Consider the following 14,504-nt stretch of genomic DNA (forward strand, 5'->3'; position numbering starts at 1 on the left):
GATGGATGTACCTGTTGTTTTATTAGTTGACAATGAAGAAAAATGGAGTGCAAAGACATGAAGAACTTTCATTTATTAGCGCTTTGTGATTAATATGCTTGATGTAATGTCGTTAAATCCGTGGGGAACCAAATCAGGAATCGTGGTGCCCTCTAGATAAGCATTACCACTAAAACTCAAACTTCTTCCAGTAAAGTTTGCATGTTCGAATATCGTTATATCATATGGTCCGACGATACGAATGGACGAAATCTTGTCATTAAGTGGGATAGTGCTCGCGCTTGAGGTAACCTTGATCCAATCGCCGCTCATTCCGTAGTTATCGTACAAGTAAACTCCATTTAGCTCTTCTTGATGTCCAGAAACATAAAGAGAAGAAGCTTCATCGTTCCCAATCTTTTCGTCACTCATGTCACGATCACTGAACAAATAAGTAGTGCTACGTCCAGTCCAATTTAAGTGTTCGAAAACAGTTACGTTGTATCGATTATCTAAAATCTTGATCGAGGAAGCTTTGTCATTGAAGAATTTTTCATCAAGTGTATTAATTCTAGTGCCCGCGTATAGACCTAAGCAGTAACCTTGATAGTCTGCATCTTCGCACAAATATGCTACTGGTGAACCTGTCCCATTCGCTGATACTGGACCTGACCCTAATGCAATGAATGCCAACACGAACGTTGTTAAAGCACTTATTAACTTGATTACACCTTTCATTTTAAATCCCTCCTATTAGGTAATGTTTCATACAGCTATATGCTATTATATTTTCCAAAATATGGCAATTAAATAATTTGTAAATATTTTGTCAATGGTTCAACAAACCCCGTTCGGGACTTACACCCTAGAGCTATCGTCCTTGCTGGGCGCACAATAAAAGCCAAATCTTGTCAGCTAACAAGATTTGGCTCATTTCTACTTAATTCTACTATCTCCATATTTTCCTGCCCCCATGAGCTGGACAGTCATCCTCATCGCTTATTTTTCAATTTTGTAATAGCGATCCCCGGTCTTCGGATTGAAGTATACACGACGCTTTTCCTGCGTTACCGGATCGATCGTCACTTCATTCGTGGGCTCAAATCCGGGCGGGACGACTTCTCCGTGGTCTTGGTGCAGTCGCTTGTCCTTTATTTTGGAAATGATTAGCAAGGTGATGAAAAGCAAGATCTGAAACACAATGTAATAAACAACATAAATCATTCATTACACCTTTTCAACGACAACTGCTGTACCGTACGCGACAACTTCCCCCATATTTCCCATATTTCCAGAGTCGTAACGACACATTACCACAGCGTTAGCTCCCATGGCAGTTGCGTTTTTAATCATGCGGTCAAGCGCTTGTTTGCGCGCGTCCTCCAGGAGCAACGTGTATTCCTTGATTTCTCCACCAACTAATGAACGAAGACCTGCCATGATGTCTCCGCCAATTCCGCGTGCTCGAACGATTAAACCGAATGTGGTTCCTTTTACTTCAACGACACGATATCCTGGAATGTTTTCTGTAGTTACAACTATGACTTGCTTCTCCTACTTTCTATGTTTTATTTTTCAAGATCACATGTAGCACGATGTCAGCGCTAATATGACTAATGATCGCAGCTTCTACACCATATCGCCAATATAGGAAGCCAAACAAGATGCCCAAAACAGTCATAACCCAGACGCATGAGCACTTCTTAGCAAACCCCTCCGTAAAAAGACGACAGAAAGCCATAGAACACCCAGTGATCTTTGGCTCGACTGATGGGCTTGACGATAAGGAAGACAGCCATATGTTGTTTCAACGCCCAAGATAACGCTGATGAAAGTTGATGGAAACCACACGTAACGCATTTTGGCATGTAATTCGTCAAGAAATCGAACATAAATAAGCACTTGAGTTCCCATAACGTTTCTGTACTTTCTTATTTGGTTTGTCTAAATATTTTATTACATAGCACTTTCCGAAGTATGTATCATGTCGAGTGACATAAGCATTTTCTGGCAACACACAGTCAGTATTCTTGGTTACATCACTCGACAACAACTTGTCAATTACGATTCGAAACGTGAATATCTAAATGTATGCCAAATTTCATTATCATCCTTAATGGTTAGATAGATTTGCCCCGCACCATAATCCGCCATGGCTGCGTATACTTTTCCAGGGGTATATTCGCCTACATATTTACCATAATAATCGCTATCAAATGTTAATCTTCTTTCCGATATCTCAAAGGTTACCGATGTCCCTGTCGCTGCTATACATTTGACATTTACTTTATCGACTGCTGGCTGTTGATAGGTTTGATCATTTTGAGTTTGCACTGGGCTTTGCAGTCTAACAACTTCTAAATCCTTTTTTAATCCGTCATTCTTTTTCATACATGCTGACAAGGCTTCTTGTACTTCTGCCAAACGTCGCTCTAATCTGGCGATGTGTCTCAGTAATTCGTAATCGTTGTAGCGTCTGCCTTCTCCCGCCGAAATTGGATAATAACCCTCTTGTGGATACCACCCGTACATAATTTCCCTCCTCCATTGGCTTTGATACACTTTACGTTATGGTTTTTCCGCCTATTCGTTCGCCTATTTTACCAGAAACTGGTTTTAGACTAACTCCACAAAATGAAACAGCGGCCAGCTAAGACCTGAAAATAAAGTCTTATACTGGCCGCTGTTCTTATTGAACGAACGTTTACATTAGGTTCATGTCATAACGGGGTAAGGCATCATCAAGATTTTTCCACCGCCACCAAATCGTTTCTCACTTGCGATCACAATGCTGACTTATCGCTTATCAAATTCCACACCGTATTTATGGAAGATGGCCGTGTATTTATTCTCGAATATGGTCCATCGCTTTTCTGTTCCGTACTTTTCCTGCAACGTCTTCCAATAATGTTTAGCCGCTACTACATCATTAGATTGTAAGAGCAAATGAAAGCTTTCTTCGCTCAGATGTAAAAATGGACCTGAAGTGTAATAATCAACAATGGATCTGGCACTGGTCATCGTATCATAGAAATGAATAACCTTTTCTAATCCACTTAGCAGCGTTTTTCTTACATCATCCATATTCGTATCAGGAGTGATTGAAAATCGATCCGGAGCAGACTCAACCATTTCTCCAATTCTTGCTCTGAAATGACACTCCGCTTCTTGAGGTGCTGTTAGAATCTCTCGCGACTGTATTTGTGCCAACTCCGCTGCATAAATGCCGCAGTTCACATAAAACATGACATTGTCCGCTGCATTGCCAGCAGATTTTTGGAAGTTGAACATGTAGATGAGGTTTTCTGTACTCTTATGGAAATTCAAACTCTTCTTTGCGAAGCCATGCTTGGAAAGGAAGGGCTTTACGTCCTGTTTAATCATATCGTTAAAGAGCTGCTGCAACATGATCCCTCCTAGGAGTTTATTATAGATTTTTTGTTTCAAATATGTATTTGTAAAAGCATTCTGCTGGCGTTGTTCCGCCAAAAATCACGAGTGCTTACGCCGAGGCCAAGCAAGGTCGAGCAGAGAAGCGACGGCAACTCCCGCAGTGTACCGCACAAGGTCCGCCGTCAAAAAGCCTTTTCCTAATACCAACGCCCCCATAGTTGTCTCTCGGAGGTAATTGATCCAATCGGCCTGATACAATTGGCTGCCCTCGATCGCAAAGCAAAACGCGAGGCTCCACCACAGCGCGAAAGAAATCTTTTTATGAGCATAAAATGTGCGAAAGCCGAAGTAGATCATGCACGCCCATAATGCATCGCCAAAATGCTCAGCTACAAAGACAGGCAACACATCAGCGAATGCTCTGGACCCTAAGCCCAAAGCCATGACAACAAAAACGGCCACGATATAGGCGACCCTCTCTCTCCATCGACACGCGGAGCGCTCGTTACTTATGTTCATAGGTATCGTCCGGTAGTACTTCCATTCGGCTTTGTGCATACACCATCAATCTTCCTCTTTTATGTATCTATTTTTTTCACAGTCTAACATTTTATTTTTAAGTCTAAAACATTATTTTCAGTGAACAACAAGATTAAGCTACGTTATCGCCACCACGTATTTTCGTTTACTTACTACTTTGCAAATTTTTCACTTTGCATTGCGATCTTTTTGGTATAAAAACAGATCACTTACTGGTATCTATACCCATCAAGTGATCTGTTTTATGATGTTGAGCTATTTCCGCCAAAAAGTTGAACAGTCTGCCTTATCCAAGATATTAAATTCGATCATTTTCTCAAGTAATGAGAAATCAACCGGACGATCCCACCGGATACGTACCAACTCTTTGGTGTGATCATAACCAGCCTGCACAATTTCATCAGAAAAATGAATAATCCCTGCCCTTTCTGGAGAAACAGCCAAATGATGTTTGGCAACGCTAAAGCTACTTCAGCGCTGGATTCAGGGAATCAGGTTTTTTTAGGATCATCCAACGTTTCATTAATCATGAATCTCTTCATCCTGAAACCAGACTTTAACATTTTCAGATTGTACTCCCTGTCTAGCAAGTTAACAAAGAAGGTGCTCGTGAGTGTACCTACACAATCCGTGATCAGCGATTGGCTCAAGTACGGTAAAGCTTTCTTCATCTACTAGTTAAAAACCAATTGGATAAGTGTACCTTCTCCGAGCTTACTTTCTATTCTTATTTCAGCGTCATGAATGTTAGCGATCTCCTTACATAATGAAAGCCCGAGCCCGAGGCCTCCTCCATTTGCTCTCGATCTCGATTTGTCGGACATAAAGAAGGGCTCAAAAACTTTTGTTATGTCGTCATCAGGAATACCGATCCCTGTATCTTTCACTTCCAGAATAATTTTCGACTCAGTATCTCTGTAAGAACGCAGAAGTATTTTATCGTTGTTCTTCGATGCTTTAATCGCATTGTCTACCAAGTTTGCAAGTAAAATTTTCATCAAATCCTTATCCATTAAAACACTCAGATGCTCCGTCGATATTTCCAGATCCATATTCTTTATGCTCAGCTTTGGAATAAAGGAATGTTTGATTTCCACAAAAAGTTCGTCAAGTTTTCCCTTTTTTAACTCAAAATCTTCTTTTCGCAAAACAATGAGCTCCATAAGCTTAAATGTCAGTTTCTCTAGCCGCTTTCCTTCTTCATAGATAAAGCTTAATGAGTTGATATAAGTCTCTTCATCATATTTATTCGTTCGTAAATAATCCGCATAGCCTATGATCGAAGTTAAAGGAGTCCGAAGTTCATGTACCAGGTTATCGATAAACCTTTGTTTGTCTTCTGAAGATCTTTTAAGCTGGTTTACTTTATCTTCTACATCAACGGCCATCAAATTGAAATTTTCCGCTAACAACCCGATTTCATCTTTCGATTTGACCATGACTCTTTCGCTGAAATTCCCGCCTGCAATTATTCTTGTTGACTTGATAAGTTTATTAATCGGTTTTACTATAAACTTGCTCATTGTTATGGTAACGATGACCAAAATTGCTGAGATAAGAGCATTTAACTTGATTAAAAGGCTTAATAAGTCTTTTCTATTTTCATAAACACTCGAAATATCTTTCACGTAAGAAAGCTTATAGTGATTATTTTCCAAATAAATATTCTTAGCTATAAATAAGTACGTCTTTTCCCCTAGATCCCGTATGATGTAATTTACTTTATCGGTTGGGATGTTTAATTCTTCACGATGAGTAAGAGTTATCTTGTTATTTTTAAAATGACTAAAAATAACTTTGTTTTTTTCATCTATTACATCCAGATATACATCCTGTTCTCCAAGGTTGTCCAAGTAGGTACGAATCATTGAATCGATGCTTGGTTTGCCAACTCCTTCAGCATCCGGGTTTGAAGATTTTTGAACTTTAAGCAGATATAGATTTGATTCTAAAGAGTTAGCAAATCGATCCTGTTCACTTATCCCGGAACGGATCTCCATATTGAGATTGAGTTCAAAGCTGCTATTAATCAGGTATATGGATGCTGGTACAAAAAAGATTTCAAATATGATTAATGTACATAAAAATATCCTCTGCCAAAATTTCATTTATTCCTCCAGCCTATATCCCAACTTAAATACTGTTTTAATTTCATCTTTCCATTCCAGCTTTTTTCTTAGCTTTTGTATATGGTTGTCTATCGTCCGAGTCTCGCCAACGTAGTCATATCCCCAAATTTTTTCTATGATTTTCTCCCTCGTTAATACGATGTTTTTATTTTGTACTAAAAACACCAATAACTCGAACTCTTTCAAGGTAAGCTCAATCATTTCACCGTTCTTTTTCACCTTCATTTCTTGCAAGTATACTTCTGTGTCTTTAAAATTTATGATGTTGCTTTTTTTATTGTAATGTCTTAATACATTTTCAATCCTGGCCAGCAATTCAATTCCTTCAAAGGGTTTCGTCATATAGTCATCTACTCCCGCTTTTAATCCATACACCTTATCTGTGACCGAACTTTTCGCAGTTAAAAAAATGACAGGTATCCCTAAAGGTTTAATTTTTTCGAATAAAGTAAATCCATCAACTTTCGGAAGCATCACATCCAAAAGTATGAGATCAAAACGATCTCTTTCAATAATATTTAGGGCTTCCTCTCCATCAAAAACGATTGTACTTTCATAATTTGCCGTATTTAAATTCAATTTTATTAAATTTGCTACTGCGATATCATCTTCAACCACTAAAATTTTTATCATTCAGTTTTTACCTCGTTCCTTTTGTAACGGTTAGATGGAGTAAGTACCAATTTGGGCACTTACTCCATCTAATCAGTCCTACAATTTTTTAATTCACTTTCAGTCCTCTGAAATTCTCACGGTAGTCTTTTGCTACGGAAGGTAGAGTGATTAGTCTATCATAATTAATCTCATAACTGGATACTGAATAATTCTTCAGACTAATTGTCATTTTTACATCCCTTCCATCTCCCAGAGCGCAAAGAACACGTATGGTTCCGGAACTAGCACTCTTACTTACCTTCATCGTATTTTCCTTAACCTTTTTCTGTTGTTTACCAAAAAAGTTGATAACCGCAGATTTAACTTTCGCATCATTGATTGTTGTCTCTGAGCTTCGATCTTCATCAGTGAAAGCAGTTAAAGAAACAATTTCACCTGTTTTTTCATTTATGACAATGTTATTAGAAGCGCCCATTGGCTGGTTTAAGTCTTCAGCACGAACAAACTGTACCACGATAACATTTGCCGTATCTTTTTTGGCGTTTTCTTTTAATACAGCTGCATCTTCTTTTGAAACTAAACCCATAAAGAACTTAAAGTCTTCTTGCGCGTTCGTTCGCTTTACATGCGCCTCACCAAAAGATTTCGCGTCAAGACCCCTATAGTCTTTTAGAGCTTTGGTTGCCATTTTTATCGCTTCTTCATCACTAATCTTTCCATTTGCTACTTTGGCTACAGTGGTTTGATTTGTGCTATTTCCTGCTTTACTTGTCATTGTTACGACGTTGTTTTTAGTAGAATGAACCGCGTTTTCGCTTGCAAATACAGCTGCTGTAGAACCGCCTACAATTGTTAGTGCCATTGACAAAACGAGAATATTTTTTTTGTTCATGGTAATGCCTCCTGGGATATTTGGGTTAGATAGAGTAAGTATCATTTCGGGCACTTACTCTATCTTATCCGTCCTACAATATCTTCATTTACTTACATTTCTCTGAAATTCTCACGGTAATCTTTTTCTTCGGAAGGTAGAGGAATTAGTCTGTCATAATTAATCTCATAACTAGATACTGAATAATTCTTCAGACTAATTGTCATCTCTACATCTCTTCCATCTTCCAGAGCGCAAAGAACACGTACGGTTCCGGAACTAGCACTCTTACTAACCTTCATCGTATTTTCCTTAACCTTTTTCTGTTGTTGATCAAAAAAGCTGATAACCGCAGATTTAACTTTCGCATCATTGATTGTTGTCTCTGAGCTTCGATTTTCATCAGTGAAAGCAGTTAGAGAAACAATTTCCCCTGTTTTTTCATTCATGACAATGCGATTAGAAGCGGTCATTGGCTGGTTTAAGTCTTCAGCCCGAACAAACTGTACAACGATAACATCTGCCGTATCTTTTTTGGCGTTTTCTTTTAATACAGCTGCATCTTCTTTTGAATATAGATCCATAAAGAACTTAAAGTCTTCTTGGTTGTTCGTTCGATTTACATGCGCCTCACCAAAAGATTTCGCGTCAAGCCCCATATAGTCTTTTAGAGCTTTTGTTGCCATTTTTACCGCTTCTTCATCACTAATCTTGCCATTTGCTACTTTGACTACATCATTCGTAGTGGTTTGATTTGTGTCATTTCCTTCTTTGCTTGCCAACGTTACGACTTTGTTTTTAGTAGAATTAATCGCGTTATCGCTTGCAAATACGGCTGCTGTAGCACCGCCTACAATTGTTAGTGCCATTGACAAAACGAGAATATTTTTTTTATTCATGGTAATGCCTCCTGAAATTTTTTGTTTTTGGTTTGGGCACGAAACCCTTGTTACAGTTAATAGAATATAGCGTTCATATGTTAAAAGTATCTTTCAGTTGTCTCCAAGTTGTAAATTCTATAAAAACTATTTCGTTCGTTGTTACAGAGAAGATTGAAAACCACCTGGAGGCTTACTTCAGATGGTTTTCAAGAGCAGTTTTCACATTCCTACCAATGAATGAGAGTAGAACATCGTAACCGAATCAATTTCTACTATTACTTATAGAAAATATAAAGCAAAGAACAGTATCCAACAACAAATACTGTTCTTTGCTTTATATTTTCAAATTATGCTTCTTTAAGATCAAAACGATCTGCATTCATTACCTTCACCCATGCCGCTATAAAGTCACGCACAAACTTTTCTTTGTTATCGTCTTGCGCATAAACTTCTGCAATGGCACGCAGAACAGAGTTTGAACCGAATACGAGGTCAACTGCAGTCGCTGTACGCACGACTTCACCTGTTTGGCCATCACGTCCTTCAAATACGCCTCCGTCTACAGGTTTCCACTGTACGCCCATGTCTAGCAAGTGAACAAAGAAGTCGTTTGTGAGTGTACCTACACGATCCGTGAATACACCGTGTTGTGTGCCATCGTGGTTTGTACCAATAACACGCATACCTCCAACGAGTGCAGTCATTTCTGGTGCCGAAAGATTTAGTAGCTGTGCCTTGTCTACCAGGAGCTCTGCAGGGCTTACACGGTACTGCTTCTTCTGATAGTTTCGGAAACCATCAGCGATTGGCTCGAGCACGGCAAAGCTTTCTGCATCTGTCTGCTCTTGGGTTGCATCGCCACGTCCAGGAGCAAAAGGAACCGTTACATCAAAGCCAGCATCTTGTGCAGCTTTTTCGACTGCGGCGCTACCGCCGAGTACAATCAAATCGGCCAAGCTGACTTTCTTGCCGAAGTCCTCTTGAATGACTCCCAGGATCGTAAGTACTTTTTCAAGTTTTTTAGGCTCATTTACTTCCCACTCCTTCTGTGGAGCAAGACGGATGCGAGCACCATTTGCGCCGCCACGCATATCCGAGCCGCGGAAGGTACAAGCGGAAGCCCAAGCCGTTGTTACCAGCTCGCTGACGGTAAGGCCCGAGTCTAATATCTGTGTCTTCAGCTCAGCTACATCTGCATCGGTTAACTCATACTCAGCAGCAGGTACAGGATCTTGCCAAATAAAATCTTCTGCTGGAACTTCTGGACCTAAATATCTTGTACGAGGCCCCATGTCACGGTGTGTGAGTTTGAACCATGCACTTGCAAATGCATCTGCAAACTCCTCTGGATTCTCATAGTAACGACGAGAAATCTTTTCGTATGCTGGATCCATACGCAAGGCCATATCCGCAGTGGTCATCATGGTAGGAACACGAACGGATGCGTCTTCTGCATCTGGTGCAAGATGCTCAGCAGCAGGATTTACTGCAACCCACTGGTGTGCACCTGCAGGGCTCTTGGTCAGCTCCCATTCATAGCCGAACAGTAGTTCAAAGAAACCATTATCCCATTGAGTTGGATTCGCAGTCCAGGCACCTTCAATACCGCTACTGATGGTGTCGCGACCTTTACCGGAACCGTGTGTGCTCTGCCATCCTAAGCCCATTGCTTCCACAGGAGCAGCTTCCGGTTCTGGTCCAACAAGAGCAGCATCTCCTGCGCCGTGAGCCTTACCGAACGTATGGCCACCTGCCACGAGTGCAACGGTTTCTTCATCGTTCATTCCCATGCGTTTGAAGGTTTCGCGAATGTCGCGAGCGCTTGCAAGCGGATCTGGATTCCCATTCGGACCTTCCGGGTTCACATAAATAAGACCCATCTGAACAGCAGCAAGCGGATTCTCGAGATCACGATCGCCGGAGTAACGCTTATCGCCTAGCCATTCCTTTTCAGCGCCCCAGTAAATATTTTCTTCTGGATGCCAAACGTCCGCGCGTCCGCCTCCAAAACCGCTTGTCTTCCCACCCATGGATTCAATAGCAGCATTACCTGCTAGAATGTACAAGTCGGCCCAAGAGATCTTGTTGCCATATTTTTGCTTGATCGGCCATAGCAGTCGACGAGCTTTATCAAGGTTGGCATTGTCTGGCCAGCTGTTAAGTGGAGCAAAACGCTGTGTGCCAGTTCCAGCACCTCCACGTCCGTCACCTGTACGATATGTACCAGCGGAGTGCCAAGCCATACGGATAAATAATGGCCCGTAATGTCCGTAGTCGGCAGGCCACCACTCTTGGCTGTTTGTCATTAGATCATAAAGATCCTGCTTTAGAGCCTGGTAGTCCAACTTTTTGAACTCTTCTGCATAATTGAAGTCTTCGCCCATAGGGTTAGATTTTCTGTCATGCTGATGCAAGATGTTCAAGTTCAACTGGTTGGGCCACCAGTGTTTATTCGACGTAGCACTTGGGTTGTGATTCGTAGTGCTACCGTGCGAAAACGGGCACTTTCCAGTGTTAGCAGTTGCCATAGAGTCCATTTGTCCCTCTCCCGTCATTTAAATTAAGTATTAAATAATAATACTTCTAATTAATTTATATAGCAGTTAACAATAGAAATCAACATCTTTTTGCTTTTTTCTTCTTAAGGATTTATGGACAGTAGTAATTGGCATCGTATTGCAGGCAGAGAGGGAATCGTAAGAACACGATAAAATATATGAACTCTTTCATTTCCGAATGGCTGATTCTAACGTATGCAGGGACCGGCTAGATTATGATCTTGTCACCAGCTCGATAGCCTCTCTTCCATCACAAAAAGCCCACTATTCTCCTCTTCACAGAATGTGTGGGCTTTTTGTGCGTAATCGTTTCAACTTCGCATCCTTGTTTATGTTGATCATGTCTTCCTACCATGTGATCAAAAAGAATGGTTCGAGCACTATGACATGACATGGGATTCTCAGTCAGTAGAATCCGGAGAAATCACTTCCCATTTTCCAAACAGTGTGAAACCCGCTGCCTTCGCCAAGGCAGTAGACGCATGGTTATCGAGTTGGCATCGGTACTGTGGTTCGTATCCCTGACCATAGGCGTATTTACAGATGGAACGCACCACTTGGCGGGCGTGGCCTTTTCCTCTAAAGGACGTCAGCGTCAGTACGCCGAGATCCGCAATTTGCAGATCCACTTCCCATGGATACATACTGGCAGCGCTAGCCAGGCAATTTTGCTCAAAAGAGCCGAACACCGCCCAGTGATCCAATTCTACATAAGCGTCGTCCAAGTCTTGTTCCGATGCGGAAGATGTGAACTCGGAGAAAACAGCCTCATCTTGCTCGGTAAGCCGGCGCAAGTTACCTTCCAGATTTTCATGCAGCAATACGTTCTTATCCGCTTTTGAAAAATAAAAAAGATAATCTGCGCCATGCAGTGTGATGCCCGCTTCATTCAATTTCTGGCGAAAGGTCGACTCAGACAAGGATTGTTGTTGAAAGAGACCTATCTTATCAGCCAGCGCAGGTGTCAAGACCGCCATAACACGCCCGTCGGAGGTTTCCAGCATCATGACCCGACTTACTTCGTCAAGTGTAGGATTTATGGCAACAGTAAAGGATTCATCGCTATAGAGGACGTCACCGTTCAAAAATTGCTCCCGCCAAAAGTCAGTGATCGTTTGTGAAAATACAGGTACACTACTTACTTGACCTGTCATTATGTACACTTCCTTTCATAAGGTCGATGGGATTTATTGCGTATTATAGTAAAGGTTATTTACATCTCTGATTCTTTTGAAAATATGGTGATCATGAAATTGATCGCGATTCGGAAGCCCCAGTAGCTTCCTCATCATTTTCGTAATACAAGCTGAATAACATGGGCTAATCCATTGTGGGCCTTACCTGCCACACGCTCTTGTTCACCATAGAAGAAATGGATCACTTCATGACCTTCACACCAAGCAAGGATATCTTTGGGATCATATAGCATTTCAAGTTCTGGAGGGCCGCCCGTACCATACTTTACTTGTTCCTTGGAGAAGACCTCAAGCATGAGAATTCCTTTGGGCTTTATCGCCTTTTTCATTTTATTAAGAACGGAGATCTGCGCATCTTTATGAAAATGGCCATATACCATAATCGCGACATCATATTCTTCGCTCGGCACATCCTCTTCCAAAAGGTCAATTTTTTGGGTACGTACGTCAACCGAATGCTTCTGAGCCAGTATTTTCGTTTTTTGCAATCCGCTCTCCGCATAGTCAATGGCTGTCACTTCAAGATTTCTTTTTGCTAAAAAAACTGCATTCCGGCCTTCACCCTCTGCAAACGCGATCACTTTTTGTCCTTGTTCTATCCGATAAGCCTGTTGTTGAATAAAAACGTTAGGTTCTTCCCCATAATAATATTCTTCCGAATGAAAGCGCTCATTCCAAATATTCGCCATACTCACCGGCCTCCTGTCATGAAAATCCATTATAGATTTATTATATCTACAATATCTCCAAATGCATGGATGTGTCAATATCGCGTGGTATCGAGAGCATCTACAAAAGAGCCTTTCTTTGAACGTACATCTTGACCTTAGGTCTGACCTAAGGTGTATGGTTGAGATATTCCACAACATCCATAGGGAGTAACGGTTATGAAGAGTGAAATTACCATTAGCGAATTAGCTAGGCTTATGAATGTGTCTGTTCATCAGATTCGTTATTTTGAAGAGAAAGGGGTTCTTCTACCTGCTTACCTAGATAACAATCAGTACAGGATGTACAGCATGGATCAAGTTTACCAGCTATCCCATATTCTGTTGCTGCGCAAATTGGGGGTGCCTGTCCAGTCGATTAAAGAATGCATGACATCCTATTCTACTGATCAATACGGGCAGCTACTCAATCATTCTTTGAAAGAAATAAATGCAGAGATACTTCGCCTTCAAGAACTTCAGCATTTCATAAACAGGGTATTGCATGAACAAAAGAATTTTATTTCGCACTCCAATGACTACCAAATAAAGTGGCGTGAAACCACCTATTTGGCACGTTGGATAGAAATGGATTCACAAATAACGCTAAACGCCAAACTGTTGACTGAACAGGCCAAGTCTGTCCCGAACTTGTTCGAATCGGACCTTCATTTTATCGAGGATAATTCCAGAACCATTACGTTATACACGGAAACAGAAGCGCCTGGCGATTTTTCATTGCCCAGCGGCAACTATCTGTCTACCCAGAGGCTGATCCATGAAGAGGATGAGCTTGAACAAGTGATTGAACAGTTTTACTCCTATGCCGCAGCACAGTCTCATGTTATACAGGGACCCTTGATCCTCATTGAAAGATCTTACTTATCCCTATTTAGTCAAAAACAACTGCACTATGAACTACAAGCTTTGATCGAACCGACTACCCATTCCGAAAGGGGAAACCGATCATGACTGGATCACCAATTACAATAGAACCGATGCATTCCACGTACAATCAACAGATTGGTCAACTTCTTGTTCACGGGTTTCGTGGGAAATTCCAAACTCTTACGAAGCTCAATGATGGCGAGCTCGCCCTCTTTTTCGAAAAATTATTTGATCATGTTCCTACAGATCGTGCGAGTCAACGAATGGTCGCGCTACAAGAGGGAGAAGTTATCGGGACGATATCCATCAAGTGGAAAACTGAATTTGATAGTAGGCAAATATTTCCTGCATGGAAGAACTTCTACCGTTTTGGCAGATGGAATCTCCTGAAAATGTTCATCGGGTTATCTTTCCTAGACCATAAACCACAGGCTGGAGAATGTTATATTACAGATGTTGTTGTCCATCCGAATCATCAAGGCAAAGGAGTTGGAAACCTGCTATTGCATTGGGCGCACAATTTCGCACAAGCGCAGCCAAGCCTAGACAAGTTAAGCTTGTACGTCGCAGGTAAAAACCCCCGGGCTGAGCAGCTTTACCAGCGATTATCGTTCCATACGCATTTGCGAGAAAGCAGCTTCCTATCACATCTTTTATTTAAAGAGAAAAAATGGAGTTACATGGTGAAGAGATTGAAATGAATCATGACAAAGGGCGAATCGTCTCTACTAGACATCCGCCCTTTCG

General features: G+C 41.2%; 15 protein-coding genes and 1 pseudogene. 2 read left to right on the forward strand and 14 right to left on the reverse strand.

Annotated elements, in window-relative coordinates:
- Window positions 1-75: 75 nt before the first annotated feature.
- The 14 genes and pseudogenes from POF51_RS01600 to POF51_RS01665 form a co-directional block, all read right to left on the reverse strand.
- A complete protein-coding gene (locus POF51_RS01600) occupies window positions 76-717 on the reverse strand; it encodes a hypothetical protein (protein ID WP_069844965.1) in 642 nt (213 codons plus the stop codon).
- A gap of 261 nt (window positions 718-978) precedes the next feature.
- Window positions 979-1,203 (reverse strand): hypothetical protein, encoded by a 225-nt coding sequence (locus tag POF51_RS01605; RefSeq protein ID WP_017248564.1) that lies wholly within the window; start codon window positions 1,201-1,203, stop codon window positions 979-981.
- 3 nt (window positions 1,204-1,206) lie between these two features.
- On the reverse strand, window positions 1,207-1,521 hold the full coding sequence (locus tag POF51_RS01610) for a heavy metal-binding domain-containing protein (protein WP_069844966.1): 315 nt from the start codon (window positions 1,519-1,521) through the stop codon (window positions 1,207-1,209).
- Between the two features lie 519 nt (window positions 1,522-2,040).
- On the reverse strand, window positions 2,041-2,511 hold the full coding sequence (locus tag POF51_RS01615) for a hypothetical protein (protein ID WP_017248562.1): 471 nt from the start codon (window positions 2,509-2,511) through the stop codon (window positions 2,041-2,043).
- A gap of 264 nt (window positions 2,512-2,775) precedes the next feature.
- Window positions 2,776-3,387: a DUF4304 domain-containing protein gene (locus POF51_RS01620; RefSeq protein WP_271753456.1), complete on the reverse strand. Its 612-nt coding sequence runs from the start codon at window positions 3,385-3,387 to the stop codon at window positions 2,776-2,778.
- An 84-nt stretch (window positions 3,388-3,471) separates the two neighbouring features.
- Entirely contained in the window at window positions 3,472-3,930 is a 459-nt protein-coding gene (locus POF51_RS01625) for a ribosomal maturation YjgA family protein (RefSeq protein ID WP_271753458.1), read from the reverse strand.
- 237 nt (window positions 3,931-4,167) lie between these two features.
- Window positions 4,168-4,377, reverse strand: a pseudogene (locus POF51_RS01630) (DUF1801 domain-containing protein); the annotation flags it as partial.
- Window positions 4,378-4,586: 209 nt separating this feature from the next.
- Entirely contained in the window at window positions 4,587-6,020 is a 1,434-nt protein-coding gene (locus tag POF51_RS01635) for a sensor histidine kinase (RefSeq protein ID WP_271753460.1), read from the reverse strand.
- Window positions 6,021-6,674 (reverse strand): response regulator transcription factor, encoded by a 654-nt coding sequence (locus POF51_RS01640; RefSeq protein ID WP_271753462.1) that lies wholly within the window; start codon window positions 6,672-6,674, stop codon window positions 6,021-6,023.
- Window positions 6,675-6,762: 88 nt separating this feature from the next.
- Window positions 6,763-7,548: a hypothetical protein gene (locus POF51_RS01645; protein WP_069844971.1), complete on the reverse strand. Its 786-nt coding sequence runs from the start codon at window positions 7,546-7,548 to the stop codon at window positions 6,763-6,765.
- Between the two features lie 92 nt (window positions 7,549-7,640).
- Entirely contained in the window at window positions 7,641-8,426 is a 786-nt protein-coding gene (locus tag POF51_RS01650) for a hypothetical protein (RefSeq protein ID WP_069844972.1), read from the reverse strand.
- A gap of 329 nt (window positions 8,427-8,755) precedes the next feature.
- Window positions 8,756-10,945 (reverse strand): catalase/peroxidase HPI, encoded by a 2,190-nt coding sequence (gene katG / locus POF51_RS01655; RefSeq protein ID WP_271753466.1) that lies wholly within the window; start codon window positions 10,943-10,945, stop codon window positions 8,756-8,758.
- Window positions 10,946-11,367: 422 nt separating this feature from the next.
- A complete protein-coding gene (locus tag POF51_RS01660) occupies window positions 11,368-12,120 on the reverse strand; it encodes a GNAT family N-acetyltransferase (RefSeq protein WP_069844974.1) in 753 nt (250 codons plus the stop codon).
- 134 nt (window positions 12,121-12,254) lie between these two features.
- Window positions 12,255-12,851, reverse strand: a complete 597-nt coding sequence (locus POF51_RS01665) for a class I SAM-dependent methyltransferase (protein ID WP_271753468.1) — start codon at window positions 12,849-12,851, stop codon at window positions 12,255-12,257.
- Window positions 12,852-13,049: 198 nt separating this feature from the next.
- Between POF51_RS01665 and POF51_RS01670 the strand changes: the two genes are divergently transcribed.
- Together POF51_RS01670 and POF51_RS01675 are read left to right on the forward strand one after the other, a co-directional pair.
- Window positions 13,050-13,841 carry a MerR family transcriptional regulator gene (locus POF51_RS01670; protein ID WP_069844976.1) on the forward strand — a complete coding sequence of 264 codons (792 nt, stop codon included), beginning with the start codon at window positions 13,050-13,052 and terminating at the stop codon, window positions 13,839-13,841.
- A complete protein-coding gene (locus tag POF51_RS01675) occupies window positions 13,838-14,458 on the forward strand; it encodes a GNAT family N-acetyltransferase (protein ID WP_106834584.1) in 621 nt (206 codons plus the stop codon). Before POF51_RS01670 ends, POF51_RS01675 begins: the two co-directional genes overlap by 4 nt.
- Window positions 14,459-14,504 lie beyond the last annotated feature (46 nt).

It is taken from the genome of Brevibacillus sp. AG (genome assembly GCF_028369215.1).
GTDB lineage: Bacteria > Bacillota > Bacilli > Brevibacillales > Brevibacillaceae > Brevibacillus > Brevibacillus porteri.

Bases quoted from the DNA above. Each gene is read 5' to 3' on its own strand.
- POF51_RS01645 (WP_069844971.1), bottom strand. From the start codon at position 7,548: ATGAACAAAAAAAATATTCTCGTTTTGTCAATGGCACTAACAATTGTA.
- POF51_RS01670 (WP_069844976.1), top strand. From the start codon at position 13,050: ATGAAGAGTGAAATTACCATTAGCGAATTAGCTAGGCTTATGAATGTG.
- POF51_RS01615 (WP_017248562.1), bottom strand. From the start codon at position 2,511: ATGTACGGGTGGTATCCACAAGAGGGTTATTATCCAATTTCGGCGGGA.
- POF51_RS01620 (WP_271753456.1), bottom strand. From the start codon at position 3,387: ATGTTGCAGCAGCTCTTTAACGATATGATTAAACAGGACGTAAAGCCC.
- POF51_RS01650 (WP_069844972.1), bottom strand. From the start codon at position 8,426: ATGAATAAAAAAAATATTCTCGTTTTGTCAATGGCACTAACAATTGTA.
- POF51_RS01605 (WP_017248564.1), bottom strand. From the start codon at position 1,203: ATGATTTATGTTGTTTATTACATTGTGTTTCAGATCTTGCTTTTCATC.
- katG (WP_271753466.1), bottom strand. From the start codon at position 10,945: ATGGACTCTATGGCAACTGCTAACACTGGAAAGTGCCCGTTTTCGCAC.
- POF51_RS01635 (WP_271753460.1), bottom strand. From the start codon at position 6,020: ATGAAATTTTGGCAGAGGATATTTTTATGTACATTAATCATATTTGAA.
- POF51_RS01665 (WP_271753468.1), bottom strand. From the start codon at position 12,851: ATGGCGAATATTTGGAATGAGCGCTTTCATTCGGAAGAATATTATTAT.
- POF51_RS01640 (WP_271753462.1), bottom strand. From the start codon at position 6,674: ATGATAAAAATTTTAGTGGTTGAAGATGATATCGCAGTAGCAAATTTA.
- POF51_RS01625 (WP_271753458.1), bottom strand. From the start codon at position 3,930: ATGCACAAAGCCGAATGGAAGTACTACCGGACGATACCTATGAACATA.
- POF51_RS01600 (WP_069844965.1), bottom strand. From the start codon at position 717: ATGAAAGGTGTAATCAAGTTAATAAGTGCTTTAACAACGTTCGTGTTG.
- POF51_RS01675 (WP_106834584.1), top strand. From the start codon at position 13,838: ATGACTGGATCACCAATTACAATAGAACCGATGCATTCCACGTACAAT.
- POF51_RS01660 (WP_069844974.1), bottom strand. From the start codon at position 12,120: ATGACAGGTCAAGTAAGTAGTGTACCTGTATTTTCACAAACGATCACT.